General features: G+C 60.6%; 23 protein-coding genes. 16 read left to right on the plus strand and 7 right to left on the minus strand.

Going from position 1 to position 25,237, the window contains the following annotated elements:
* Window positions 1-7: 7 nt before the first annotated feature.
* Together HMPREF3056_RS02225 and HMPREF3056_RS02230 are read right to left on the minus strand one after the other, a co-directional pair.
* Window positions 8-478 carry an RDD family protein gene (locus HMPREF3056_RS02225; RefSeq protein WP_070754015.1) on the minus strand — a complete coding sequence of 157 codons (471 nt, stop codon included), beginning with the start codon at window positions 476-478 and terminating at the stop codon, window positions 8-10.
* A 60-nt stretch (window positions 479-538) separates the two neighbouring features.
* The gene (locus tag HMPREF3056_RS02230; RefSeq protein WP_070754016.1) at window positions 539-1,279 is read right to left on the minus strand and encodes a class I SAM-dependent methyltransferase; all 741 of its coding nucleotides are present in this window, start codon (window positions 1,277-1,279) and stop codon (window positions 539-541) included.
* A gap of 241 nt (window positions 1,280-1,520) precedes the next feature.
* Between HMPREF3056_RS02230 and rpsA the strand changes: the two genes are divergently transcribed.
* Together rpsA and coaE are read left to right on the plus strand one after the other, a co-directional pair.
* Complete coding sequence (rpsA, locus tag HMPREF3056_RS02235; protein WP_010190105.1) at window positions 1,521-2,981, plus strand: 30S ribosomal protein S1; 1,461 nt, start codon at window positions 1,521-1,523, stop codon at window positions 2,979-2,981.
* Window positions 2,982-3,054: 73 nt separating this feature from the next.
* Window positions 3,055-3,669 carry a dephospho-CoA kinase gene (coaE, locus tag HMPREF3056_RS02240; protein WP_070513270.1) on the plus strand — a complete coding sequence of 205 codons (615 nt, stop codon included), beginning with the start codon at window positions 3,055-3,057 and terminating at the stop codon, window positions 3,667-3,669.
* 14 nt (window positions 3,670-3,683) lie between these two features.
* Here the strand turns inward: coaE and HMPREF3056_RS02245 are convergent, their stop codons facing one another.
* Window positions 3,684-5,060, minus strand: coding sequence for a DUF4185 domain-containing protein (locus HMPREF3056_RS02245; RefSeq protein ID WP_070754017.1), 1,377 nt, complete (start codon window positions 5,058-5,060; stop codon window positions 3,684-3,686).
* A gap of 104 nt (window positions 5,061-5,164) precedes the next feature.
* Between HMPREF3056_RS02245 and HMPREF3056_RS02250 the strand changes: the two genes are divergently transcribed.
* The 4 genes from HMPREF3056_RS02250 to HMPREF3056_RS02265 all read left to right on the plus strand — a co-directional run bounded on the left by HMPREF3056_RS02250 (window position 5,165) and on the right by HMPREF3056_RS02265 (window position 8,805).
* Window positions 5,165-5,527: a DUF4259 domain-containing protein gene (locus HMPREF3056_RS02250; RefSeq protein ID WP_070513277.1), complete on the plus strand. Its 363-nt coding sequence runs from the start codon at window positions 5,165-5,167 to the stop codon at window positions 5,525-5,527.
* Window positions 5,528-5,574: 47 nt separating this feature from the next.
* Window positions 5,575-7,668: an excinuclease ABC subunit UvrB gene (gene uvrB, locus HMPREF3056_RS02255; RefSeq protein ID WP_070513278.1), complete on the plus strand. Its 2,094-nt coding sequence runs from the start codon at window positions 5,575-5,577 to the stop codon at window positions 7,666-7,668.
* A gap of 110 nt (window positions 7,669-7,778) precedes the next feature.
* Window positions 7,779-8,225, plus strand: a complete 447-nt coding sequence (locus HMPREF3056_RS02260) for a universal stress protein (protein WP_010190093.1) — start codon at window positions 7,779-7,781, stop codon at window positions 8,223-8,225.
* 139 nt (window positions 8,226-8,364) lie between these two features.
* On the plus strand, window positions 8,365-8,805 hold the full coding sequence (locus HMPREF3056_RS02265; RefSeq protein WP_046648537.1) for a universal stress protein: 441 nt from the start codon (window positions 8,365-8,367) through the stop codon (window positions 8,803-8,805).
* A 91-nt stretch (window positions 8,806-8,896) separates the two neighbouring features.
* On the opposite strand, the gene HMPREF3056_RS02270 is transcribed toward HMPREF3056_RS02265, so the two are convergent.
* The 4 genes from HMPREF3056_RS02270 to HMPREF3056_RS02285 all read right to left on the minus strand — a co-directional run bounded on the left by HMPREF3056_RS02270 (window position 8,897) and on the right by HMPREF3056_RS02285 (window position 13,962).
* A complete protein-coding gene (locus HMPREF3056_RS02270; RefSeq protein WP_070513280.1) occupies window positions 8,897-9,913 on the minus strand; it encodes an App1 family protein in 1,017 nt (338 codons plus the stop codon).
* Between the two features lie 10 nt (window positions 9,914-9,923).
* Window positions 9,924-12,164, minus strand: coding sequence for a HelD family protein (locus HMPREF3056_RS02275; protein WP_070513281.1), 2,241 nt, complete (start codon window positions 12,162-12,164; stop codon window positions 9,924-9,926).
* A 176-nt stretch (window positions 12,165-12,340) separates the two neighbouring features.
* A complete protein-coding gene (locus HMPREF3056_RS02280; protein ID WP_070513283.1) occupies window positions 12,341-13,264 on the minus strand; it encodes a DoxX family protein in 924 nt (307 codons plus the stop codon).
* A gap of 95 nt (window positions 13,265-13,359) precedes the next feature.
* Window positions 13,360-13,962: an MBL fold metallo-hydrolase gene (locus tag HMPREF3056_RS02285; RefSeq protein WP_070754018.1), complete on the minus strand. Its 603-nt coding sequence runs from the start codon at window positions 13,960-13,962 to the stop codon at window positions 13,360-13,362.
* Between the two features lie 76 nt (window positions 13,963-14,038).
* Between HMPREF3056_RS02285 and uvrA the strand changes: the two genes are divergently transcribed.
* From uvrA to HMPREF3056_RS02335, 10 genes are all read left to right on the plus strand, one after another.
* On the plus strand, window positions 14,039-16,876 hold the full coding sequence (uvrA, locus tag HMPREF3056_RS02290) for an excinuclease ABC subunit UvrA (protein ID WP_070513285.1): 2,838 nt from the start codon (window positions 14,039-14,041) through the stop codon (window positions 16,874-16,876).
* Entirely contained in the window at window positions 16,876-17,802 is a 927-nt protein-coding gene (locus HMPREF3056_RS02295; protein WP_232745328.1) for a serine hydrolase, read from the plus strand. Before uvrA ends, HMPREF3056_RS02295 begins: the two co-directional genes overlap by 1 nt.
* A 253-nt stretch (window positions 17,803-18,055) precedes the next feature.
* Window positions 18,056-18,577 (plus strand): translation initiation factor IF-3, encoded by a 522-nt coding sequence (infC, locus tag HMPREF3056_RS02300; RefSeq protein ID WP_080975058.1) that lies wholly within the window; start codon window positions 18,056-18,058, stop codon window positions 18,575-18,577.
* Between the two features lie 36 nt (window positions 18,578-18,613).
* Window positions 18,614-18,808 carry a 50S ribosomal protein L35 gene (gene rpmI / locus HMPREF3056_RS02305; RefSeq protein WP_010190075.1) on the plus strand — a complete coding sequence of 65 codons (195 nt, stop codon included), beginning with the start codon at window positions 18,614-18,616 and terminating at the stop codon, window positions 18,806-18,808.
* Between the two features lie 56 nt (window positions 18,809-18,864).
* Window positions 18,865-19,248: a 50S ribosomal protein L20 gene (gene rplT, locus HMPREF3056_RS02310; RefSeq protein WP_005323264.1), complete on the plus strand. Its 384-nt coding sequence runs from the start codon at window positions 18,865-18,867 to the stop codon at window positions 19,246-19,248.
* 206 nt (window positions 19,249-19,454) lie between these two features.
* Complete coding sequence (locus tag HMPREF3056_RS02315) at window positions 19,455-19,931, plus strand: TM2 domain-containing protein (RefSeq protein WP_053089068.1); 477 nt, start codon at window positions 19,455-19,457, stop codon at window positions 19,929-19,931.
* 113 nt (window positions 19,932-20,044) lie between these two features.
* Window positions 20,045-20,845, plus strand: coding sequence for a TrmH family RNA methyltransferase (locus tag HMPREF3056_RS02320; protein WP_046648591.1), 801 nt, complete (start codon window positions 20,045-20,047; stop codon window positions 20,843-20,845).
* 97 nt (window positions 20,846-20,942) lie between these two features.
* On the plus strand, window positions 20,943-21,989 hold the full coding sequence (gene pheS / locus HMPREF3056_RS02325; protein WP_070545670.1) for a phenylalanine--tRNA ligase subunit alpha: 1,047 nt from the start codon (window positions 20,943-20,945) through the stop codon (window positions 21,987-21,989).
* 27 nt (window positions 21,990-22,016) lie between these two features.
* Window positions 22,017-24,530, plus strand: coding sequence for a phenylalanine--tRNA ligase subunit beta (gene pheT / locus HMPREF3056_RS02330; RefSeq protein WP_070754019.1), 2,514 nt, complete (start codon window positions 22,017-22,019; stop codon window positions 24,528-24,530).
* Window positions 24,531-24,755: 225 nt separating this feature from the next.
* Window positions 24,756-25,208, plus strand: a complete 453-nt coding sequence (locus HMPREF3056_RS02335; protein WP_049154605.1) for a hypothetical protein — start codon at window positions 24,756-24,758, stop codon at window positions 25,206-25,208.
* Window positions 25,209-25,237 lie beyond the last annotated feature (29 nt).

Genomic DNA, 25,237 nt, shown 5'->3' on the forward strand with positions numbered 1-25,237 from the left:
TAGGGATTTAAGTCAAGCCCACCGCGCGCTCGTCCTCGGTGGGCGTGCGGCGCTCCACCAAGCACCCGGCGAGGAGATCGAAGGGAGTTTGTCCCAGCAGTAGGACGCTCAATCCGAGGATGGCCAAAATGGTTGCCTCAACATAGGGGAGTCCTGTCAGTGCAACAAGGGTGAGGAGTAGCCAGCTGTTGCGAATTGCAGCGCTGGCGATGCCGGGACGCTCGGCGATGACCTCCAGCTTCAGCGACCACTTGCCCAGGGAGGTCTGCTTTGTCGCCTCCGCCCACACACGGTAGACGTAGAAGACGAGGGCGAGGGCGACGATGTCATATATGGCGCCCGCCCTGCCTGTGAGGGCGCCATCGGTGCTGAGGTTGATGAGCCACTTGAGCACCACGATCACGGCGGCGGCAAGGAAGGCGTCGATCCACCACGCCACCGTGCGGCGCAGAAAGATCCCGAGGCGTTCTTGAAGCATGACTGCCAGCTTAGTTCGCTGCGACCGGCAGACTCGGCAACAGGGTGGGCGGTATCCGGCTTAGCGCGCGTCGCAGACGAAGATGGCGGTACCGGGGAAAATGGCTCCCCTTTCAGGAGACCACTGGCCCCAAGTGATGTCGAGGCCCTCTGGCCACTCGGGCTCGATGAGGTTGTGAATTTCAAATGAACCGCGCACCTGGAGCGCTCGCACCCAATCGCCCATCGTGCGGTGAAACTCAGCATAGGTGAGCTCGCCGTTGGCATCCTGCTCGAGGTAGGCGCGCTCGAAATAGGACAGCGCTGCGGTGAGGACCTGGGGATCGTCGGGGAAGACCCAGCGCATCGGGTGTGGCACAGAAAAGACGAAGCGGCCACGTGGGCGCAGGACCCGGTGGACCTCGCGCAGAGCTAGGTCTAGGTCGGCTACGAAGGGAAGGGCCCCGAAGGCAGAAAAAGCGATGTCAAAGACTTCATCGCGATAGGGAAGTGCGAGGGCATCTGCTTGAACGAGTGGTAGACCAGTCTCGGCATGGGAGAGCATTCCAGACGAGAGATCGAAGCCCGTCGCAAAGCGCGCGCGTCCTTGCAGCCACCGCGTGCACGGCGCGGAGCCGCAGCCGAGCTCGAGGACGGTAGCGGAGGAGACGTCGCCAAGCAGCTGCGCGTCAGCCTCATGCAGCATCTCCGGGCACCAAAAGAAAGAGGATAGATACTCGGGGTGTTCCGCGTGGTAGGAGTCGGCGTCATCATCCCAAAAATCACGATTGGCTGCGGATGCAGAAAACGATGCTGAAGACATTGTTCCTCCCCCAATTTCTTTTTCGTGTCGTATTTGCCGTTTTAGCTGCGAGGATGTAGGGTTGTACGGGCGTGTCTATGACTCGGGACGCGCTGGGCTACTGTAGGAGAGCTTGGCACGGCTGCGAGTCGGGATTGAAATCCATCTTAAGTCTTGCGTATGTGCGCTGCTTAATGACGCTTTTCAAGAGATGCGTAACTGTCCAATTACGATCTCCTACGTTTATTCGGAGCATAACTACATGCCAACTTCTAACACCCCTCAGGTTGCGATCAACGACATCGGAACCGCAGAGGACTTCCTCGCAGCTGTCGACGCCACCATCAAGTACTTCAACGATGGTGACATCGTCGAGGGCACCGTGGTCAAGGTTGACCACGACGAGGTCCTGCTCGACATCGGTTACAAGACCGAAGGCGTCATCCCGTCCCGCGAGCTCTCCATCAAGCACGACGTCAACCCGGATGAGGTTGTCGAGGTCGGCGACGAGATCGACGCTCTTGTTCTCACCAAGGAGGACAAGGAAGGCCGTCTGATCCTGTCCAAGAAGCGCGCACAGTACGAGCGCGCTTGGGGCGCCGTCGAAGAGCTGCACGCCAAGGAAGAGCCGGTTACCGGTACCGTCATCGAGGTTGTCAAGGGTGGTCTCATCCTGGACATCGGCCTCCGTGGCTTCCTCCCGGCTTCCCTCGTTGAGATGCGCCGCGTTCGCGACCTGGAGCCGTACATCGGCCAGGAGCTCGAGGCCAAGATCATCGAGCTGGACAAGCAGCGCAACAACGTTGTCCTGTCTCGCCGCGCATACCTCGAGCAGACCCAGTCCGAGGTCCGCTCCGAGTTCCTGCACCAGCTGCAGAAGGGCCAGGTCCGCAAGGGCGTTGTCTCCTCCATCGTCAACTTCGGCGCCTTCGTCGATCTCGGCGGTGTCGACGGCCTGGTTCACGTTTCCGAGCTGTCCTGGAAGCACATCGACCACCCGTCCGAGGTTGTCACCGTGGGCGACGAGGTTACCGTCGAGGTTCTCGACGTCGACCTGGACCGCGAGCGCGTGTCCCTGTCCCTGAAGGCAACCCAGGAGGATCCGTGGCGCGTCTTCGCCCGCACCCACGCTGTGGGCCAGATCGTCCCGGGCAAGGTCACCAAGCTCGTTCCGTTCGGCGCCTTCGTTCGCGTCGAGGAGGGCATCGAGGGCCTCGTCCACATCTCCGAGCTGGCTCAGCGCCACGTGGAGGTTCCGGACCAGGTTGTCAACGTTGGCCAGGAAGTCATGGTCAAGGTCATCGACATCGATCTCGAGCGTCGCCGCATCTCCCTGTCCGTTAAGCAGGCAGATGAGGACTACACCGACGAGTTCGATCCGTCCAAGTACGGCATGGCTGACTCCTACGACGAGCAGGGCAACTACGTGTTCCCGGAGGGCTTCGACCCGGAGACCAACGAGTGGCTCGAGGGCTACGACGAGCAGCGTCAGGCTTGGGAGGCTCGCTACGCCGAGTCCGAGCGTCGCTTCAACCTGCACACCGCTCAGATCGAGCGCAACCGTGCTGCAGCTGCTGAGGCCGCCGAGTCCGCTGCCAACTCCAACTACTCTTCTGAGTCCCAGGATGCAGCTCCGGCATCCGATTCTCAGGCAGAGGTTGGCGGCTCCCTCGCATCCGACGAGCAGCTCGCTGCTCTTCGCGACAAGCTCGCTGGCAACTAAGGACATTGCTTCTTAGGAAAGGCCGTCTTTCCCCGCTGGGGGAGAGACGGCCTTTCGCGTATCCTAAGCCGGTATGAAACTGATTGGACTTACCGGCGGAATCGGCAGCGGAAAATCCACCGTAGCGGAACTCCTCGTGCAGGAAGGCTGGGTACTGGTCGATGCAGACCGCATCGCCCGTGACATCGTTGAGCCAGGCCAGCCGGCACTCACTGAGCTGGCGGAGGCCTTCGGTCAGGACGTTCTGCTCCCCGATGGGAGCCTTGATCGCGGTCGATTGGCCTCCCGCGCTTTTGCCAGCGCCGAGAAAACCGCTGTTCTCAACTCCATTACCCACCCGCGTATCCAGGAAGAAACCCAGGAACGCTTCGAGGCAGCTCGCCAAGGTGGTGCCGAGTTCGTGGTTTATGACATGCCGCTTCTAGTTGATAAGGGCCTGCACAAGGACATGGACGCCACCATCGTCGTCGACGTCGACGCAGAGGAGCGGGTGCGCCGACTTGTCGAGTACCGCGGGCTGGATGAGGACGATGCACGTCGCCGGATAGCCGCGCAGATCCCGGATGATGTGCGCCGCGCCGCCGCCGACTTCGTCATTGATAATAACGGCCCCCGCGAAGCGCTCGATGGGCAGGTCGCGGGGGTCGTCGAGAAGCTGCATGCACTCCTAGGCCCACCCGATAGCTAAGAATCTCTTTCTAACTATCGCGTTGCTACGACGTCTGAGACGGCGATGTGGTCATTATTTTCCATGTCTTCACCCACAAAATCGAGGTCCGTGCGCATAAGCATGGTGTTGTAGTCGCGCCACGACGTTAGCGTGTAATACAGGTGCTGATCATCCTGGTTTGGCAGCACGAAGGGCGCGTAGGTGTCGTTGAGAGGTTGGCCGCTGACGACCTTTGTGGTCTCGGCGCTGACTAGCATGCGGCGTGGCGACCACGGTCCCTCCGGACTATCCGCAGTGCGCATGACGATGCCTTCACCTTCCACCCCGTACATGGTGACGAACTTGCCCAAGTACTGGTTGTAGGCGACGGAGAGCTCTGAGACCTTACCGTCAAGCACTTCGCTAGCTTGTGCGGGGTCCTTTACCCAGGAGCCATCAGAGTAGTAGCTGAAGGCACGTTCGTTGGGGAATTCCGACTTTGGTGCGCGCGATAGGTAAGCGGGGCCGCGGCGGCCGTTGCCCGTGGTGAAGCGGTAGACATAGTCCCCGTGCTCGATGTAGGCCGATTGCTGTAGTTTCTCAAAACCGGCGCGATAGTTGGCCCCGCCAGGGATGGGCGCGTTCGCACCGTGGCTAGCGTTGGTGCGTGTGGCCTCCGGAACCGCGCGCCACGTGACTCCGCCATCGGTGGACTTCACCGTCGCGGCATAGTTGGTGGACCAGCCTGTGTTCGGGTCGTGCCACGAGCGCACGGACATGTAGTCAACGTAATGCACGCCGTCAACAACGATGCCCGCGGTGGGGATCGTGGTGCGCTCACCGTTGGTATCGGCATCCCCAACCTTTTGTGAAGGAATGAACTCCTTTGCCCGGCCATTGTCGGACCAGCCGCCAGTAGTCAGTGCCTCCTCGAGACGTAGGCCGTCGCCATAATCGTGGTCCGTCGTGCGCAACAGGAGGTTAGAACGCCAACCATCGCCCTGGCCGACGCAGTCCATGGAGTCACCGAAGACGTAGTAGGAATGACCTGCGTCATCAGAGTAGGCGATGCCCAGATCGGTCCCGGAGATGCCAAACTTTTGATCCGTGCGGTTGGGTGAACCGGAACCGGTGATCAGCTGCATGATCTGGGTGGGCCCGTCAGTGATTTGGCGCTGGTTATAGTTGCTGCGCTGCCCATTCGCAGACTCTCCCGGCTTTCCCGAACGGGAGGAGCTGCCGAAGAGTGCATCGAGCCCACCGAGAGAGGATCCACCGGCTGGACCGGAAGCCTTCGGAGTGGAGGTAAAGCTACCAGACTTCGAGTAGGGTGTGCACGGCGCGGCGAAGGCCGAGGGTGTCTGGGTTAGTACGGCGAGGGGGAGCAGCCCGGCAATCGTCAGGGTGCTGGCAAGGGAACGGAACTTCATGCCAGCCGATTCTAAAGGAAGGCAGGAACTTTTAAAGGATATGGCGGGTAAAATTTACCTGCTGCTCTCATCCCGTTCATGTAAGCGGTTTATTCTCCCCCTTCATGGGAACCTGGGACGTTGGGCCTTTTGATAATCATGCCGCGTGCGAAGTGCTCGCGGATATTCGTGACGGTTCCTTCGACCTCGATGCATTCAAAAAGAGCTGCGTGGATTCGCCCATTGATATCGACGACGCCGAGATTGTCATCGCCTTGGGAGCGCTGGCCACGGCGCCGACCGACAAGCTGCCCCCGGGGATCAGCGCTGACGCTGTCAAGGCGCTGCGCACACCGCAGACTCGGGCGTGGTTGCGCAAGCGGATCAACACGGCGATGGAGCCGGACAAATCCGCAATCTATGCGCTCTGGGAGACCACCGGTGAGCTCGAGCTGTGGCTGCGCACCACGCGTGCGGCGCTGCCCTAAGCCGCTGTCCTAGCCGGTTTCGTCCGCGCCGCGTTAGACTGGTCGGCATGGCTTTTGCTGCTGAACACCCTATCCTGCCGGTCTCTGAACACCGCCCAGTCGGCGAAGTTGAGCGCCGCTCGGCCGAGTTTCGTGTTGAGTCCGAGTACCAGCCCGCCGGTGACCAACCTGCGGCGATCGCGGAACTCAACGAACGCCTCAACCGCGGAGAGCGCGACGTCGTCCTCATGGGTGCCACGGGCACCGGTAAGTCAGCGACCGCTGCGTGGCTCATTGAACAGCAGCAGCGCCCGACACTGGTGATGGCACCAAATAAAACACTGGCAGCACAGCTGGCAAATGAGCTGCGCCAACTCCTGCCACACAACGCGGTTGAGTATTTCGTATCCTATTACGACTACTACCAACCGGAGGCCTATATCGCGCAGACGGACACCTACATTGAGAAGGATTCCTCTATCAACGAGGACGTGGAGCGCCTGCGCCACTCGGCAACGTCGGCCCTGCTCTCTCGCCGTGATGTCGTCGTCGTCTCCTCAGTGTCCTGCATCTATGGCCTTGGCACCCCGCAGTCCTACCTTGACCGCTCCGTCGTGCTCGAGGAAGGGGAGGAAATTGACCGCGATCGCTTCCTGCGTCTGCTCGTCGATATTCAGTATGAGCGCAATGACGTGGGCTTTACGCGCGGAACCTTCCGCGCCAAGGGCGATACCGTGGATATCATCCCCGCCTACGAAGAGCGTGCGGTACGCATCGAGTTCTTTGGTGATGACGTGGACGAGCTCTATTACATCCATCCGCTCACGGGTGATGTTCTGGAGCGGGTCGATGAGGTGCGGATTTTTCCCGCGACCCACTACGTAGCAGGCCCAGAGCGTATGGCCCGTGCCATTGAGGACATCAAGGAGGAGCTCGCGGAGCGCCTCGCCGAGCTGGAGAACCGCGGCAAGTTGCTCGAAGCGCAGCGCCTGCGCATGCGTACCGAATACGACCTCGAGATGATTGAGCAGGTGGGCTTTTGCTCCGGCATTGAGAACTACTCGCGCCACGTTGATGGCCGCCCCGCCGGTTCCGCGCCGGCGACGCTCTTGGATTATTTCCCAGAGGACTTCCTCACCATCATCGATGAGTCTCACGTGACCGTCCCGCAGATCGGCGGCATGTTTGAGGGCGATATGGCGCGCAAGCGCAACCTCGTGGAGTTTGGCTTCCGTCTTCCTTCTGCCGTAGACAACCGGCCGTTGACCTTCGATGAGTTTGAGGAGCGCGTCGGCCAAACCGTCTACATGTCGGCCACACCGGGCGATTTCGAAATGACGGCTTCCGGCGGCGAGTTCGTGGAACAGGTTATTCGCCCCACCGGCCTCGTAGACCCCAAGGTGACGGTCAAGCCCACCAAGGGCCAGATTGATGATCTCATCGATGAGGTTCGCGCCCGTACCGCGAAGCAGGAGCGCGTCCTAGTCACGACCTTGACCAAACGTATGGCGGAGGACCTCACAGATTACTTGCTGGAACACGGCATCAAGGTGCGCTACCTCCACTCGGATATTGACACGCTCCAGCGCGTGGAGCTGTTGCGCCAGCTGCGCTTGGGTGAGTTCGATGTCCTCGTGGGCATCAACCTGCTGCGTGAGGGCCTCGACCTTCCTGAAGTTTCACTCGTTGCGATCTTGGATGCCGATAAGGAAGGTTTCCTGCGCTCCACCACCTCGCTTATTCAGACGATTGGCCGCGCCGCCCGAAACGTCTCCGGTGAGGTCATCATGTACGCGGATAAAATTACGGACTCGATGCAGGAGGCGATCGAGGAGACCGAGCGTCGCCGAGAGAAGCAGATTGCGTATAACAAGGAGCACGGCATTGACCCGCAGCCGCTGCGCAAAAAGATCGCCGACATTTTGGACCAGGTCTATGAGAACGCCGATGAGCAGGGGCAAGACGCGGATCCCACGGCCATCGTCGACAAGCCGGATGTGTCCTCCATGGCAGCCGACGAGGTGCAGGCGCTTATCGACGACCTGACGACCCAAATGCGAGAGGCTGCCCGAGAGCTCAAGTTCGAGTTGGCGGGGCGTTTGCGCGATGAGATCGCTGATCTGAAAAAGGAGCAACGCGGTCTTAAGGAGGCCGGGATCTAATGGCGCGCCCAGTGCTGAAATTTGCCTACTCAATATGCGGGTAAAACCAATCTCTGCGTAGAAGGCCGTGTCATACTGTTAAGGATTAATCGCTACTTATAAGGAGAATCATGCTGAGCTACAACGTCATCGCCGTCGGAACCGATGGCTCTCAGACTTCCATGCGCGCTGTCCGTTCTGCCGCATCCATGGCGCGCGCCTATGACGCGACGCTGATTATCGTGTCCGCTTTCTACAACCACTCTGGTTCGATGCTCGGCGCCCCGAACTCGGAGGACGCACGAGTACCGGTGGTGAGCGAGGAGATGTCGGAAAGCTTCCTCAGCAATGCTGCGGAGATCGCGCACGGTGAGGGTGCGAAGCGCATTGAAATCATTGCTAAGTCTGGTGACCCCGTGAATTCGCTCCTCGAGGTGGGCAAGGACTACGACGTGGATATGTTCGTCGTGGGCAACAAGGGAATTCACTCGGTGCGCGGTCGAGTGTTTGGCTCCGTAGCGACGGAGCTCACGCGCAAGGCCCACGCCGACGTCGTGGTGGTCAACACCACTGACTAGGGCAGTGCACCGCGCGCGTATCCTCGTGCGCGCTGATCGACGTGAACGCGCCAGCGTTGTTAGACTAGCTGGTGCGCAAAAGCTTTAAAATTTTGTCAAGCGGTGGCCCCACGGTTGGGGCCAGCGAAGAAAGGTCATCATGAGCGATTACAACAAGATCGTGGTCGGTACCGACGGTTCCAAGTCCTCCTTGCTCGCAGTGGAGCGTGCCGCCAAGATCGCCGCAGCCTTCGATGCCACCCTCATCATCGGTTGCGCCTACTACGAGAATCAGGAGCAGGCTTCCAAGACGCTGCGCCAGGATTCCGTGACGATTCTCGGTGATGAGAAGGCCCAGGCCAACCTCGCTTCCGGCAAGGAACACGCAGAGAAATTCGGCGTGACGAAGGTGGAGACCGCTGTGCGCCCGGGAACCCCGGTTCAGGCCCTGATGTCCATCGTCAACGACAACAAGGCAGACCTGCTCGTCGTCGGTAACCGCGGAATTAACTCCCTGACCGGCCGCCTCCTCGGTTCGGTTCCGGCGGATGTCGCACGTCAGTCTGACTGTGACGTTATGATTGTTCACACTGTGAGCTAGGACGCTAGTCGTCACGGCGCGCATGCTCCGGAGAAGTCCTTAGCATTGAGGAAGTCTCTGGGCCTGCGCGCCGTTTTGTTTCTAACGAGCTTTAGTCGCTCAATCGCAGCTCGCGGTAAGCGCGGGCAAGAACGTTGCCATCCGTCCCCTGAATGAGTGGGATATCGAAGGAGGTCTGCTCGTTGACCTTCACCAAAGGCGCGAGCGAACCGTGTGCGAGCAGCTGCTCCTGTGGGCTGAGGTTGCGGATCGCCACGGCCGCTACGTGGTTGGGGTGCTCCGCCGCCGCGTCTGCATAGGTAAGAGGATCGTGCTGACCGTCGTCGCCGATGAGCAGCCAGCGGAGCTTCGGGAAAGCAATGAAGAGGTTGCGGAGCTGCACGCGCTTGTGCTCCTGACCATTGCGGAAGAGGCCGGTGGGGGTAGGGCCCCAGTCTGTCAGCAGCAGGGGACCACGCGGGAAGCCCTTCTCCGCCATGAAGTTAACCAAGGTGTCGTAGGTGTTCCAGGCGCCGGTGGAGAGGTAAATGAAGGGGATATCGGGGTGATGTTGGGCGATTTCCCGGTAGAACCGTGCCATACCTTCGACGGGGGTGCGGGTATTGGTGCGTTTAACCCACGAGTTCCATGCTGCAATCATTGCGCGCGGGAGCCACGTCACCATGATGGTGTCATCTATGTCGCTGACCACGCCGAACGTGGTGTCCTTGTCCACGATGAGCACTTCCGAGGTCACCGCGTCCGCGCCTTTGGCACGGATGGTGACCTCGTGCCAGCCGGGCTCTAGGCCGTGGTTGTAGACGAGGATATCGATGTAGCCGTTGTCGTTCGTGGTTCCCGATACCGTCTTCCCACCAACCGTGACTTCGACCTCGTGGTCTGTGACCTGAATGGTGAAGAACTGGCGGTAGCCACGCTGCGCCCAGGTATCCGTTTCTTCAGCCGTCGGGTCATGCATGAGGACACGGCCCAGAACACGGACGAATTCTTCATTGCCGTAACCGGCATAGCCAGTGATGCTGGGTTGCCACCCTTTGCGCGCCGAGCGCTTGAGCGAGAGGGAATTTACAGTGAATTCGACTTTGCGGGCGATATCGGAAAGAGCCATGGGCACCAGACTATCCGAAAACCTCCGCATAACGGCCGGTGATGGTCAAGGACTGCGTCGCACGCGTGAGCGCAACATAGAGGTTGTGCAAACCCTGTGGGGAGGCTGCCACGATGTCATCGGGGTTGACCACCGTGACGTGATCAAACTCGAGGCCTTTGATCTCCTCGACGTTGGCAGCCGTGATCACGGCGCGCAGGCGCCCGTCCTCATCCTCAAATGTCCTCGGCTCCGCATCGGTGGCGTCGTCGTGCCAGACAACGTCAACACCATCGCGCACCGCGATGCTCGGCGTGGCCTCAGGGTTGATTTCTTCCAACAGCCGATTGGCTAATTCCGTAACCGGGCGTGGGGTGCGGTAGTTGACCGTCAACCCGTGCAGTCGGAAGCGCTCTCCAACAAAAGGCTCGAGCGTCTCGCCCCAGTCATCCACACCGGCGGGCGCTCCAGTCTGGGACGTATCGCCCACGAGCGTCATCCATCGCGAGGGGCTACGCCGGAAAATCATGCGCCATTCCATGGGGGTAAGTTCTTGGGCTTCGTCAACGATGACGTGCCCGTAGGCCCACGTGTAGTCTTCCCGGGCCCGCTGGGCGGTGGTGCGAGAATCCCGAACCTCGTGACGGCGAGCGAGGTGCTCGGCGTCGATGACATCGTGCGCAGAGAGGATCTCGGCTTCGAACATGTCATCATCGTTGTCAGTGGAATCAGAGGAGCTCAGAATATCGAGGGCGTCTTCTGCCTCCGCGACCTGTTCGCGCCATTCTTTCTCCTCGGCGGCGCGCTCTGCTTCGGGGTCGGGCATGCCGATGAGGACCGCGAGCTCGTCGAGAAGCGCGGCGTCGGAGGCCGCCCATGACGTACCGTCTTCGCGGTAGAGGGCACCGCGGGTTTCGTCATCATAAGCGTAGGCTGCCGTATCGATTCGTTCGGCGCTACTCAGGAGATTGGCGAGTACCTCGGTAGGCGTGAGATGGGGCCAGAACTCGTCGATGAGTTCTGTGACCTGTGGTTCTTCGGCGAGGTCATCGTGGAGCTGATCCACGTCCGCGCGGGAGAGCAGGTTGGCACCTCCCAGCGGGTCAGAACCGATGCGTTCGGCCATCTGCTGGGCCAGAGACTCGATGAGGTGTTCCGCAAATGCCGCTTGAGCGTCGTTGTGCGGCTTGCGTGAGCGCCGCGCGCGGGTACGCGCCGCTTTGACCATAGCTGGGGTGACGGTGAGCTCGAGCCGATCGATCTCCACCGTGCGCGGCTGCTCCGGTAGGCGCTGATAATCCTTGACCGCGTTGCCGAGGATTTCCACCATGGCAGCGGAGCCCTTGATCTCGCGGGCGAGCAAGGACTCCGAGTGAGTAGCCTCGATGCCGGGGAAGAGGGAAGAGATGGTGGAAAGCACGACGCCGGTTTCACCAAGTTCCGGGAGTACTCGGGAAATGTATTCCAGGAAGGTGGAATTGGGTCCGACGATGAGCACGCCCGTAGCGGCTAATTGTTCGCGGTAGGTGTAGAGCAAGTAGGCCACGCGGTGCAGTGCAACAGCGGTCTTGCCGGTTCCCGGGCCACCTTCGACCACCATGACGCCCCGCGTGCTGTCACGGATGATTTCGTCCTGTTCGCGCTGAATGGTCTCCACGATGGAGGGCATGTGCCCGGTGCGGGCGCGCTGCATCACGTGGTGGAGGGCGGACTCGCTTGCGACATCGCTGCTGTCAGCAGAGGATTCTCCCTCCAAGACCTCGTCGCTGATTCCAATAACCGTGCGCCCAGTGGTCCGGATATGCCGACGGACATGGACGCCTTCAGGGTGCGCTGTAGTGGCGAGGTAGAAGGGGCGCGCCATCGGCGCACGCCAATCCAGAAGGAGTGTCCGGTAGTTCTCCTCCCTGGCGTCGAGTCCCATGCGGCCGATGTAGCGCCGGTCCAGGCCTTCCGGGGTGGGGTTATCACCGGGTGCATCGATGTCGATGCGCCCAAAAACTAAGCCGAGTTGGGCGACGTTGAGGCGATCCAATTTAGCCTGCAGGCCGTGGTACTCGGTCTCTCGCCGAACGAGTGCATCGGCGTCCGGGGTATGTGGATCGACGGCAGCTTGCACTTCGTTCAAGCGCTCGTTGGCCGCTTGAACCTCGTTGTCCAGACGCTCGAAGAGGCCATCGACATATGCTTGCTCGCTAGCTATTTCCGCGCTCTGCTCGTTCGCGTGGGCGCCGGGTTTCCCGGTATGAGTCGCGGGTGAAGATTCAGACACAAGGCTCCTTGGGTGCGTATGAAGGCTTCTCGTGGACAGACGGGAAGTAAGGGAGATGGGGAAGAGTGGACAGGAAAAAGAACAACGGCCCAGCATACTAGCTGAGCCGTTGTTCTCTCCACCGCGGTGATTATCGCGGTGCGTTGCGGAGTTATCCGCAGCGTAAGACGGAGAGCTTAGAAGCGGTCACCGAACTTCTTGAAAGCCTTATCCAGCTTCTTAGTCGCTTCCTTCTGCAGCTTCTCGGCGCGCTTGCGAGCCTTCTTCTGGGCGCGCTTTCCGTCGAGCGAGTCTGCCTTGGCTAGGGCCTCGTCAGCGCGGTCCTGTGCCTTGCCGGCTGCCTTGACGAGGCTCTTGCGGGCGGTCTCGGTGTTGTCACGGGCAGCGTCGAGCCAGTCATCCTTGTTGTCCTCAAAGAACTCGCGTGCAGTCTCAGCGGTATCCTCGACGAAGGAGCGAGCGGAGTCGATGAAGTCCCGGCCGGTGGACTCCCAGTCATCGCGGTTATCCTCTACGTAGTCCTTGGCAGTCTCGAACCAGTCATTGGCCTTGGCCGTGACGTCGGAAGAAATCTCGTTTGCGCGGCTGGAGAAGTCCTCCGCAAACTTCTGCTGCTCGGACTTACCTGGCAGTGCCTGCTGGATCTTCTTGTTGGCACGCTCCGACGCCTTGGCGGCGCGCCAGCGTACGGAGGGCTTTCCTTCGGTGTCCTGCGTAACAATGGCCAGGGCACCAAGTAGGGCAGTGTTGGTGATGAAGCTGTTGCGCTGAGCTTCCTTGTCCTTTTGGGAATCCGCGGTCCAGAAAGCATTGCCGACCAGGTTAGGGACGTGCGTCAGCGCGAGCACTGCAGCCGAGGTGCGCGGAGCCTTGCCCAGCGCGAGGCTCGTGCCCGCAGCGGTCTTCGCGCCGCCGAGCGCGCGGGTAACGAGCTCTGGGTCATTGGGGATGTAGCCTGCATATTCGCGGGGCAGCACCTTGCGCAGGCGCTTAAGCACGGACTCGGTGTCCGCGACGTGCTCCGAGGTGTTGCGGAGCGTATCCACACCATCCCAGACAAACACGGAGGCCAGCATAGGACGGGCAAATTTACGAATCATGACGTGCTCCATTCGATAGATCTGTAAAGACGTTCGTCACACCATAGTACGCGCGTTAAATAACTGCTGCCGTGAGGGCAGCAGTTAACACGTAGCTACCAGCGGCGCTCCCACCATTCGTCCATGTGTGGGCGTTCTGCGCCGAGCGTGGTGGGGGCACCGTGCCCGGGGCGGACAATGGCTTCGTCCGGATAGACATCAAAGAGCCGCTGTGTGACATCCTTGTAGAGGCGTACGAAATCACCCTCTGAGGTGGTCTTGCCCACACCACCGGGGAAGAGGGAATCGCCGACGAAAAGGTTGGTCACCCCGTCGATGTCTGCTGCAATGGCTGCACCGCCCGGGGTGTGCCCGCGCAGGATGATGACCGGGAAGTCGTGGCCAGCGAAAGACAGCGTATCGCCGTGCTCCAGCTCCACGTCGACGGGCGCGGGCAAAGCAGGGGCGTCCAGGAAAGAGGAATAGTGAACGGCACCGGTTTCATTCAAGACTTCCTTGAGTGCACGTACGTGATCCCAGTGGCGGTGTGTGGTCAGCACCGCGGTGATCTTTACTCCGTGGTCGGCGGCCAAGGAGAGCAGTGCAGGGGCGTCAGCGGAGGCGTCGATAAGCAGCGCCTCGTCACCCGCGCACAGCAGATAGCAATTGTTGTCCATCTCGGACACGGAAATTTTCTGAAGCTTGAGGGCGTTGTTCATAAGTCCAACCATACGGGTACATTCTGATTGAGAACTCTCTGAACGCACATTCATTTGTGTAGGAAGGCAGCAACTAGTGGCTGATCGTTTGGTCGTACGTGGTGCGCGTGAGCACAACCTCAAGGGCGTGGATATCGATATTCCGCGCGATAACCTGGTGGTGTTTACCGGCCTATCGGGCTCAGGCAAGTCCTCACTCGCCTTTGACACCATCTTCGCCGAGGGCCAGCGGCGCTACGTGGAGTCTTTGAGCTCCTATGCGCGCATGTTCCTTGGCCAAATGGATAAGCCGGACGTCGAGTTCATCGACGGTCTATCCCCAGCGGTGTCCATTGACCAAAAGTCCACGAACCACAACCCCCGCTCGACGGTGGGAACCATCACCGAAATCTATGACTACCTGCGCTTGCTCTTCTCCCGCGCGGGCACGCCGCACTGTCCTGAGTGTGACGCCGTCATTGAGCGCCAAACCCCGCAGCAGATTGTTGATGAAGTCTTAAGCCACGAGGAGAAGCTGAAATTCCAGGTCCTCGCACCGGTCGTTCGCCGACGTAAGGGCGAGTTCGTTGACCTCTTTGCTGACCTCGCGGCCCAGGGTTACTCCCGTGTTCGGGTAGATGGGGAGCTTTACCAGCTCAGTGACCCGCCGAAGCTGAAGAAGCAGATCAAGCACGACATCGATGTCGTCGTGGACCGCCTGCAGGTGAAAGCTTCCCAAAAGCAGCGGCTGACGGATTCTGTCGAGACGGCGCTACGCTTGGCAGACGGCCTAGTCACCCTGGATTTCGTAGACCGCGAAGAGCTCACGCACACCTACTCGGAAAAGGCTGCCTGCCCTAACGGCCACACGCTGACCATTGAGGAATACGAGCCCCGCGCGTTCTCGTTCAACGCGCCTTTCGGTTCCTGCCCGGTGTGTGATGGCTTGGGCACGCGCCTTGAGGTGGATGTGGATCTGTTGATCCCGGACCCGGATGCCCCGGCCGTTGAGGCCATCCAACCATGGACGTCGAGCCCCAATGCGCGGTACTTTGTCAAGCTGGTCGAAGGCCTGGCGAAAGCCCTGGACTTTGATCCGCGCACCCCGGTTTCCGAGCTCACCGAGGAGCAGCGCCACGCCTTGATCTATGGCACAGATGTGGAAGTCAGTGTGCGCTACAAGAACCGCTATGGCCGCCAGCGTAACTGGTCCGCGCCGTTCGAGGGAGCTATCGGCTTTTTGGAGCGCAAGCTCGATCAGGCGGATTCCGAGTCGCAGAAGGACCGTCTTCTTCAGTACACCCGCCGTGTGCCGTGTAACGCTTGTGGCGGTACCCGCCTGAAGCCGGAAATCTTGGCGGTGCGTTTGGCCTCTACCGCGCATGGCGAGCAGTCCATCGCTGGCTTGACGGCACTGTCCATCGAGGAGGCGGCGGAGTTCCTCGACTCTCTCGTGTTGGGCCACCGCGAGGAGATCATTGCTGGTGCTGTGCTCAAGGAGATCCAGGCCCGCCTGCGCTTCCTTCTCGACGTCGGCCTGAACTACCTCACCCTTGACCGCGGCGCCTCCACGTTGTCTGGCGGCGAAGCACAGCGTATTCGCCTCGCCACCCAGATTGGCTCCGGCCTGGCGGGAGTCCTCTACGTGCTGGATGAGCCCTCCATTGGTCTGCACCAGCGCGATAACCAGCGCCTCATCGCCACGTTGAAGCGCCTGCGCGATATCGGAAACACCTTGATTGTGGTGGAACATGATGAGGACACCATCCGGGAGGCGGACTGGCTTGTCGACGTTGGACCGCGCGCCGGCGAATTCGGAGGAACGGTGGTCTATCAGGGCGAGCCCGCCGGCATCGAATCTGTGGAGGAGTCCCTGACGGGGCAGTATCTGTCAGGAAAGAAGAAGCTTGCGGTCCCGGATACGCGCCGTGAGATTGACCCTGAGCGCATGCTCAAGGTGGTCGGCGCGCGCGAGAATAATCTCAAGGGCATTGACGTGGAGATTCCGCTGGGCGTCCTCGTCTGCGTCACTGGTGTGTCCGGCTCCGGTAAGTCCACCGTGGTCAACCAAATCCTGGCCAAGACCTTGGCCAACAAACTCAACCGAGCCCGTCAAGTACCCGGTCGCGCCAAGCGCGTGGAGGGCGTGGAACACCTGGACAAGCTGGTGCAGGTCGATCAGAGCCCCATCGGGCGCACCCCGCGCTCGAATCCGGCAACCTACACAGGGGTCTTCGACAAAATCCGCAACCTCTTCGCTGAAACCCAGGAGGCCAAGGTTCGCGGCTACAAGCCGGGCCGGTTCTCCTTCAACGTCAAGGGCGGACGCTGTGAGGCGTGCCAGGGTGACGGCACCATCAAGATCGAGATGAACTTCCTGCCCGATGTTTACGTGCCGTGCGAGGTCTGCGACGGTGCCCGTTATAACCGCGAGACCCTGGAGGTCCTCTATAAGGGAAAGAACATTGCCGAGGTTCTCGACATGCCGATCTCGGAGGCAGCCGAGTTCTTCGAACCCATCACGTCGATCCACCGCTACCTCAACACCTTGGTGGAGGTGGGCCTGGGATATGTCCGCTTGGGTCAGGCCGCCACGACGCTTTCCGGTGGTGAGGCGCAGCGCGTGAAGCTGGCCTCCGAACTCCAAAAGCGCACGAATGGGCGCACGGTCTACATCTTGGATGAGCCGACGACCGGACTGCATTTCGAGGACATCCGAAAGCTCATGCTCGTCATTCAAGGCCTGGTTGATAAGGGCAACTCGGTGATCATCATCGAGCACAACCTCGACGTCATTAAGGCCGCCGATTGGATCGTGGACATGGGCCCGGAAGGCGGCTCGGGCGGCGGCACCGTCGTGGCCCAAGGCACGCCAGAAGACGTGGCGCAGGTGGAAGGCTCCTATACGGGAGGGTTCCTCAAGGAGCTGGTGTGATGTTGGGCCACAGAAGTACCCGCACGGCAGCACTAGCCATCAGCATTGCTGCGACAGCCACCATGACGGGGTGTTCCGGCCCAGCGGAAGACACATCGCCGCCGGCTCCCGAAGAATCACCAGGCGTGGAAGCACCCGCCAGCTATGACGTGCGCGCCGAATTACGCGATGTCGTCTCTGAAGTTGAGAAGGAGTTCAATGTCCGCGCCGGCGTGGCGGTGGCGGATAGGGAAGGGACTGTCAACGCCGGATTACGCGGTGAAGAGCCTGCGTGGTCGACGGTGAAGGTTCCTATCGCGATTGCCGCGCTGCGCGACGGCGCTAGCCCGGAGCTCGTCGACCTTGCGATTAAGGAATCCGACAATGATGCTGCCTACGCGTTGTGGTCCCACGTGCGATGGACTGAGGGCGATGCTGGGAGCGCAGTAACGGCGCTCTTGGAAGAGTATGGTTCGACCGGCGAGTTCGAGGAACCTTTTGGCTACTCCACGTGGCTGCTGGAAGACCAGGCAGAGTTTGGCGCACACTTACCGTGTATTCCGGAAGCAGAACAGGTCTATGACGCAATGGATGACATTGTGGAGTGGCAAGACAACGGATTGGACAAGCTCCCGAACACCCGCGCCAAGGGCGGGTGGGGACTATCCGAGTACGACGACGGTTATACCCACCGCCAAATTGGTGTGCGGGAAACCACCCCATCGGGCTCGAGTAAAGAGTCCACGGTGGGATTGGCCATTGAAGTCACCATGCCGGGTGAGTATGCCGAAGAAGCAATTCCTGCGCTCAACGTTCTTGCTGCTGGAGTGGACCGAGTCGTAACTGAGGCCTTGGAGGCTGGCGCGCTTAAACCGGTGGAGGCCTGCGCACCGCCCACGGCAACGCAGACTGCAGGAACGACATCGGCACGCCGATTTGGTTCCTGAAAAATCAGGTGTTAAAGTAGTGCGCACTACCGCCCGTAGCGCCTCCTCCAGGAGGTACTTGGGCCGCAAGCGGAGTTTCTCCCACCCGAAGCCGCGCCGGACACTAGTTCCGCCGCAGGATAAAGGTTAAGAGTAGGCGCCATACGTTGGCGCGTGCTTGAAAAGAAACTCCCGGATGCCTTTGGCACCGGGATTTATTCGTTTGTGGTCACGGTAGGCACACTACTAGCCCCCACAATCGAGGAGAACCACAATCAGCGCTGAAGCTCGCATTAATGAGCGCATCCGAGTACCCGAGGTCCGTCTTGTTGGCCCCGGTGGTGAACAGGTGGGCATTGTCCGTACAGACGATGCTCGCAAGCTTGCGTACGAAGCCGATCTTGACCTGGTCGAGGTTGCCCCGAACGCTAAGCCGCCCGTAGCCAAGATCATGGATTACGGCAAGTTTAAGTACGAACAGGCTCAGAAGGCCCGCGAGTCCCGTAAGAACCAGCAGCAAACCGTGGTGAAGGAGCAGAAGCTCCGTCCGAAGATTGATGATCACGATTACGAGACCAAAAAGGGCAACGTGGTGCGCTTCCTGGAGAAGGGCTCCAAGGTCAAGGTGACCATCATGTTCCGTGGCCGCGAGCAATCGCGTCCGGAGCTGGGTTTCCGCCTGCTGGAGCGTTTGGCTGACGATGTCGCAGAGGTCGGCGTCGTGGAGTCGCGCCCCAAGCAGGATGGTCGCAATATGACCATGGTCCTTGGGCCCGTCCGCAAAGGCAAGAAGTAGACCACGCTCCACTTAGGATTTAAGGATTTAATTCTCATGAAGCAGAAGACTCACAAGGGCACCGCCAAGCGCATCAAGGTGACCGGCTCCGGCAAGCTGCGTCGCGAGCAGGCTAACCGCCGCCACCTCCTGGAAGGCAAGCCTTCCAAGCGCACCCGTCGCCTGAAGGGCACCGAGGACGTCGCCAAGGCAGACACCAAGCGCGTCAAACGCCTTCTCGGCCGCGCATAGTCAGCGCCGAAACTCCCATCCCCACACACTCACAATCAAGATAAGGAAGTATTACTGTGGCACGAGTAAAGCGCTCAGTTAACGCCAAGAAGAAGCGTCGCGCGATCCTGAAGTCCGCTAAGGGCTACCGCGGCCAGCGCTCCCGCCTCTACCGTAAGGCCAAGGAGCAGTGGCTGCACTCCATGACTTACGCTTACCGCGACCGTCGCGCCCGTAAGTCTGAATTCCGCAAGTTGTGGATCCAGCGCATCAATGCTGCCGCTCGTATGAACGACATCACCTACAACCGCCTCATCCACGGCCTGCGCCTGGCTGAGATCGAGGTCGACCGCAAGATTCTCGCTGAACTTGCCGTCAACGACTTCGAGGCTTTCTCCGCACTGTGCGAGGCCGCCAAGGCCGCACTGCCGGAGGACGTTAACGCACCGAAGGCTGCGTAAGCGTCGAGCGTAGAAACGTCACGAACCCACCGCCCTCTTATGGAGGACCGGTGGGTTTCTTGTTGTGGGGAGTAGCACCCGCTAGGTCGGCGGGCGTACTGCTCCTCTTTGTGGTTTGTGTTACATTGCTCGTTGTTGTGTAAATCAAGGTAGCCGTTGGCTTCTGGGCCTGCCCTAGGGGCACATGGTGCGAAGGAGAGATAGTTATGACCAACCCGAATAGCGCGTATCAGCCCAATGGCGATGCTTATGGCGGTGGCTCTTATGGCGGACAGTCGCAGCAGTCGAACCCCTTCGGATCATCCAGTGATCAGTACGGTTACAGCTCGGCTCCGTATGGCGGTTCGCAGCAGTCCCAGAATCTGCCCGCACAGCAGGATGCATACCAGTCAAACTATGGCCAGCAGCCACACCCGGGCGGCGAGCAGAAGTCATGGTTGGTAGCGCTGCTCCTGTGCTTCTTCTTGGGCGAATTGGGGGTTCATAACTTCTATATTGGTCGCACGCAGCGCGGCATGTGGCAGTTGGGCCTTGCAATCGTAGGATTCGTTACCTCTTTTATCCTCATTGGCTTTATCCTCATCGGTGCCTTAGTGATCTGGAAGTGGGTCGAGCTCGTATTCATCGCCGGTGGTTTATCTGGCTTTGATAAGGACGCCGACGGAGTTCCGCTAAAGAAATAAAGCCCACCCGTATCCGCGTAGATGACGTGGAGACCAACCGTCCCGCTACCCACTCAAACTTGCTGGGGGAGCGGGACTTTTCAATGTCTGGTTCGGTGGGTACCGTCAAATGCATGAATCTGGATTTTTCCTCTGCCTTTACTGAACGCACGCCGCGCGTGGTTAATGCCGCCAAATTGCACCGGGCGGCCAGCCGCCGAAAGGCGGAGCGTTTCATCATTGAGGGCGAAAACGCCGTGGACGCGGCCGTGTCCACCGGTGCCGCTACGGATGTTTTCGTGACGGAGAAGGCCGCCGAGCGCTTTGCACACATTGTTCAAGCCTGCGGCTACATGGACGTGTATGTGCATCCCATTACGGATAAGGCGGCAAAGCACCTGTCTGACACCGCCACGAGCACCGGGCTCTTTGCCGTGTGCCGCCCAGTGTTGTGGACCGCCGGGAAGATTTTGGCCGGCAAGCCGAAGCTGGTGTCGGTTCCTGTCTTGACGGCGGAGCCGGGCAACGCGGGAACACTGATCAGGACCTCGGATGCCATGGGCGCCGATGGCGTCATCTTTGCCGGGGAAACCGTGGATCCCTTGGGCTGTAAGGTGGCGCGCGCGTCGGCCGGATCGCTTTTCCATGTGCCCGTAGCCCGAGACCCCAACATCAAGGATGTACTGGGCAAGCTGCGCTCCTCTGGTCTGCAAGTGTTGGCTACGGCAGCCGACGGCGAGGTGGACCTCGCCGATGCGGACCTGTCCCAGCCCACCGCGTGGCTTTTTGGCAATGAGGCGCACGGCCTGGGTGATTTGCAGGATGAGGCGGACATGCGTGTGCGCATCCCGATTCTTGGCCGAGCGGAATCTCTGAACCTTGCTACGGCCGCCAGCATTTGCCTCTATGAGTCTGCGAAGCAGCAGAGCAGCTAGCGCCGCCGACGTGCCAGGGTTGGTGGCCACAGAAGTCAGGCGGCACGGTAAGATAGCTCGCGTTAGTTTTTGTGCGAGAAGAAGGTAATCAAGGCACGTGTCCGATACACCTCAGATCGAATTGACCGAAGAGGCCCTCGAGGCCGCCGCGCAGAAGGCCATCGCCGCCTTCGAAGCTGCAACCAGCCTCGACGAGCTCACCTCCGCCCGTCGCGAGCACCTTGGTGATAGCGGCTATATCCCGCAGGCCCGCCAATCGCTCGGACAGCTGCCGAAGAATCAGCGCAAGGATGCTGGACGCGCAGTGAACATGGCCCGCGGCAAGGTGGAAAAGCGCTTTGCCCAGATTCGTGAAGTGCTGGAGCAGGAGGCCCGCGCCGCGCAGCTGAAGGCGGAGAAGGTCGATGTCACCGTCCCTACCACCCGCGCGCAGACCGGTGCCCTGCACCCCATCACAGCGCTGTCGGAGCGCATCGCGGACATCTTTGTGGGCATGGGATGGGAAATCGCCGAAGGACCAGAGGTAGAGGCGGAGTACTTTAACTTCGACGCTCTGAACTTCAAGCCCGACCACCCAGCCCGCACCTTGCAGGACACGTTCCACGTGGGCAAGGAAGGTTCCAAGCAGGTGCTGCGTACCCATACATCCCCGGTGCAGGTGCGCACGATGCTCGACCGCGATGTCCCGCTCTACATTGCCTGCCCGGGCCGTGTTTTCCGTACCGATGAGCTCGATGCCACCCACACTCCTGTCTTCCACCAGGTGGAAGGCCTTGCCGTGGACAAGGGGCTGACCATGGCTCATCTTCGCGGCACCTTGGAGCACTTGGCCAAGGTTCTCTTCGGCCCGGAGACTACCACCCGCATGCGCGTGAACTACTTCCCGTTTACCGAGCCCTCCGCTGAGGTCGATGTCTGGTTCCCCAACAAGAAGGGCGGCGCCGGCTGGATCGAGTGGGGAGGCTGCGGCATGGTCAACCCCAACGTCCTGCGTGCGGTAGGCATTGACCCCGAGGAATACACCGGTTTCGCTTTCGGCATGGGCCTCGAGCGCACCCTGCAGTTCCGCAATGGTCTGACCGATATGCGCGACATGGTCGAAGGCGATGTCCGCTTCACCCTGCCATTTGGCGTGCAGGCATAGGAACCCAGAGAAAGGATAGAAAGAAAAATGCTTATTTCCCAAGACTGGGTTACCCGAATTCTGGGCAACGCTAATTCCGGCTGGACCGTGTCCTCTGAGGAACTGGACTCTGGCTTTGTCCGCGTAGGTTTTGAAACCGAGGGCTACGAGGCCCTTCCGGAAACCACGGGCCCGCTGGTTATCGGTCAGGTTGTAGAGATCGAAGAGCTCACCCAGTTCAAGAAACCAATTCGCTATTGCCAGGTCAACGTTGGCCAGGCCAATGGGACGGGGGAGCTGCAGGGCATTATCTGCGGCGCCCGCAACTTCCGCCTCAACGACTACGTCGTGGTCTCCCTTCCGGGTGCTGAGCTGCCGGGAGGATTCAAGATTGCCGCCCGCGAGACCTACGACCATATCTCCAACGGAATGATGTGCTCCGCAGCTGAGCTGGGCTTCGGCCCCAAGGCAGACGGCATCATCGTGCTAGGGGAGGAGGTTGCCGACAAGATTGGTGAGGACGCCCGCCCCCTTATTGGGCTGTCCGATACCGTCTTCGACGTCAACATCACCCCGGATCGTGGCTATGCCTTGTCTGCGCGTGGCCTGACGCGTGAAATTGCCTCCGCATTTGATCTCACTTTCCCCGACGTGGCGCAGGATCCGAGCGTGGCTGGCATCGACACCTCCGTCGTGCCGGCTCCGGAGGGCACGCTTATCGACGTTGACCTGAGGGAGGAAACCAAGGCGCAGCGATTTGGTCTGCGCAAGGTGACCGGTATTGACCCGGCAGCGCGTACCCCGTTCTGGATGGAGCGCGAGCTCATGCTCTCCGGTCAGCGCGCCGTCAACGTGGCTACCGACGTCACGAACTACGTCATGCTGCTTCTGGGCGCGCCGATGCACGCCTTTGACGCCGACGTGATCAAGGGCAACCTCGTTGTGCGCAATGCCAACGAGGGCGAGAAGTTCGAGACCCTCGACCACGTCAAGCGGGAGCTTTCGGAGGGCGACGTGGTCATCTGCGATGACAACGGTATCCAATCCTTGGCGGGCGTCATGGGTGGCACCACCTCCGAAATTTCTGACGAGACGACTGATGTCTACTTCGAGTCGGCCATTTGGGATCCGATCACCGTGGCCCGCACATCCCGCCGCCACAAGCTCTCCTCGGAGGCTTCTCGCCGTTTCGAGCGCGGAGTAGATCCGGCCATCGTTGAGGTAGCGCTGGACGTGGCGTGCGTGCTGCTTCAGCAGATTGCTGGCGGCACGATCGAGGCTGGGCGGACGCTCGTGGGAGACGTCGCCAAGCGCGAGTCCATCTCCCTGCGCGCTGCCAAGCCCAGCGAGTACGCCGGCGTGGACTACTCCCAGGAGACCGTGGTGAAGCGCCTCACGGAGGTCGGCTGCGAGGTCTCCGGTGAGGAGGAGCTCTCCGTCATCCCCGCCTCCTGGCGCACGGACATCGAAATGGACGTTGATCTCATTGAGGAGATCCTGCGCCTGGAAGGGCTGGAAGACATTCCGACCATCCTGCCCACCCCGGTGGGCGGTCGCGGCCTAACTCCGGCGCAGAAGCGTCGCCGTGCGATCGGACATGGGTTGGCCTATGCGGGCTACGCCGAGGTTCTCCCGTCGCCATTCATCGCGAACGACACCTTTGATACCTGGGGCTTGGACAAGGAGGATGCGCGCCGCCAGACCGTGGCCGTGCAGAATCCGCTCGAGTCAGACAAGGCGATCCTGTCCACGACGTTGCTGCCCAATCTCCTTGAGGCTATCGCCCGCAACGTTGCCCGTGGCCGCAGTGATCTGGCCCTGTTCGGCCTCCAGCAGGTGGCCTTCAAGCGCGCTGATTCTTCTCCCATGCCGTCGGTGGAGTCGCGCCCGGAGGACTCCGTGGTCACCGACTTGTTGGATTCTTTGCCGCTGCAGCCGTTGCACGTAGCCACGGTGGCCACAGGAAACATTGAACACGAAGGGCCGTGGGGAGCGGGCCGCGCCTACAGCTACGCGGATGCTATTGAGTCTGCGCGCCAGGTTGCTCGTTCCGCTGGCGTGGACATCGCAGTGAAGGCAGCTGAGCAGCTACCGTGGCACCCGGGCCGCTGTGCTGCAATCGTTCTCGCAAGCGATGAGGAGACGGTCGTCGGCTATGCGGGTGAGCTGCACCCGCAGGTCCTTGAGGCCTTGGAGCTGCCAGCACGCACGTGTGCGATGGAGCTCGATGTGTCAGCCCTGCCGCTGGATGAGAAGTTCCCCGCACCCGTGCTGTCTTCCTTCCCGGCTTTGCACCAGGACATCGCTTTGGTGGTGGACGAGGAAACCCCGGCGGAGATGGTTCGCCGTGTGGTCGAGGAGGGTGCTGGTGATCTCCTCGAGTCCGTGGAGCTTTTCGATGTCTTCCGTGGCGAGCAGCTCGGCGAAGGAAAGAAGTCCCTAGCCTTCCAGCTTCTCTTCCGTGCTGGTGACCGCACTCTGACTGATGAAGAGGCCAACGAGCACCGCCTCGCCGCTGCGGAGTTGGCCAAGCAGCGCCTTGGCGCACAGATGCGCGCCTAAGACTCTGTTGCTTCGCTAGTGCTTCGTTAGTGCTCCAAGCCCGGTTAGCCCTGTGGGAGGTTAGCCGGGCTTTTGTTTTGCCGGGTTTGCGCGCGTTGGGGCAGGTGCTGATGTGGGGAGAGATCCCCTAGCGCTGGAAGGGGTGTGCTCTGCCTCATAACCTCGAGGGTGCAGCAAGGGTGCTGAGTTTCCAGACCAAGCCACACCGAAAGGATTGTTCACACCATGCGTCTTATTTCTCGTCTCACAGCCACCGCCGCCGTTGTCGGCGCATTGACCATCGCCCCACACGCCTCCGCTGACTTGTCCCAAGGTTTCTCCAACGCCGATGGCACCGTCAACTGTGAAGCTTCGAACATCGAAGGAACCTACGTCGCGTGCCTGTCCGAAGGGGCACGTGCCACTAGCCCGCAGTGCAACCCGCCAGGCCAGTTGGCGCCGCGCTTTATCTACCACGCAGGTCGCTCCAAGGCTGACTGCTTCAACCAGGGGCTGACAACCACGAGCTTCAAGCGCCTGCAGCCCGGCCAGGTTCACCAGTTCAATGAGGTTGTAGCCATCGCGGATGCCCAGGGCGGTATCCACTTCGTCGGCCCGCATGGCTACCTAGGCTATGCAGGAAAGACCGCCGTATCGGGTGCGGAGGGACTGGGGAACGTCTCGTCCCGCGTCATGTAAACCTTCCTGAACCCTACTTTCCTCATCTG

The organism is Corynebacterium sp. HMSC056F09, from assembly GCF_001815785.1.
GTDB classification, from domain to species: domain Bacteria; phylum Actinomycetota; class Actinomycetes; order Mycobacteriales; family Mycobacteriaceae; genus Corynebacterium; species Corynebacterium hiratae.

Bases quoted from the DNA above. Each gene is read 5' to 3' on its own strand.
- HMPREF3056_RS02225 (WP_070754015.1), bottom strand. From the start codon at position 478: ATGCTTCAAGAACGCCTCGGGATCTTTCTGCGCCGCACGGTGGCGTGG.
- HMPREF3056_RS02230 (WP_070754016.1), bottom strand. From the start codon at position 1,279: ATGTCTTCAGCATCGTTTTCTGCATCCGCAGCCAATCGTGATTTTTGG.
- rpsA (WP_010190105.1), top strand. From the start codon at position 1,521: ATGCCAACTTCTAACACCCCTCAGGTTGCGATCAACGACATCGGAACC.
- coaE (WP_070513270.1), top strand. From the start codon at position 3,055: ATGAAACTGATTGGACTTACCGGCGGAATCGGCAGCGGAAAATCCACC.
- HMPREF3056_RS02245 (WP_070754017.1), bottom strand. From the start codon at position 5,060: ATGAAGTTCCGTTCCCTTGCCAGCACCCTGACGATTGCCGGGCTGCTC.
- HMPREF3056_RS02250 (WP_070513277.1), top strand. From the start codon at position 5,165: ATGGGAACCTGGGACGTTGGGCCTTTTGATAATCATGCCGCGTGCGAA.
- uvrB (WP_070513278.1), top strand. From the start codon at position 5,575: ATGGCTTTTGCTGCTGAACACCCTATCCTGCCGGTCTCTGAACACCGC.
- HMPREF3056_RS02260 (WP_010190093.1), top strand. From the start codon at position 7,779: ATGCTGAGCTACAACGTCATCGCCGTCGGAACCGATGGCTCTCAGACT.
- HMPREF3056_RS02265 (WP_046648537.1), top strand. From the start codon at position 8,365: ATGAGCGATTACAACAAGATCGTGGTCGGTACCGACGGTTCCAAGTCC.
- HMPREF3056_RS02270 (WP_070513280.1), bottom strand. From the start codon at position 9,913: ATGGCTCTTTCCGATATCGCCCGCAAAGTCGAATTCACTGTAAATTCC.
- HMPREF3056_RS02280 (WP_070513283.1), bottom strand. From the start codon at position 13,264: ATGATTCGTAAATTTGCCCGTCCTATGCTGGCCTCCGTGTTTGTCTGG.
- HMPREF3056_RS02285 (WP_070754018.1), bottom strand. From the start codon at position 13,962: ATGAACAACGCCCTCAAGCTTCAGAAAATTTCCGTGTCCGAGATGGAC.
- HMPREF3056_RS02295 (WP_232745328.1), top strand. From the start codon at position 16,876: ATGTTGGGCCACAGAAGTACCCGCACGGCAGCACTAGCCATCAGCATT.
- rpmI (WP_010190075.1), top strand. From the start codon at position 18,614: ATGAAGCAGAAGACTCACAAGGGCACCGCCAAGCGCATCAAGGTGACC.
- HMPREF3056_RS02315 (WP_053089068.1), top strand. From the start codon at position 19,455: ATGACCAACCCGAATAGCGCGTATCAGCCCAATGGCGATGCTTATGGC.
- HMPREF3056_RS02320 (WP_046648591.1), top strand. From the start codon at position 20,045: ATGAATCTGGATTTTTCCTCTGCCTTTACTGAACGCACGCCGCGCGTG.
- pheT (WP_070754019.1), top strand. From the start codon at position 22,017: ATGCTTATTTCCCAAGACTGGGTTACCCGAATTCTGGGCAACGCTAAT.
- HMPREF3056_RS02335 (WP_049154605.1), top strand. From the start codon at position 24,756: ATGCGTCTTATTTCTCGTCTCACAGCCACCGCCGCCGTTGTCGGCGCA.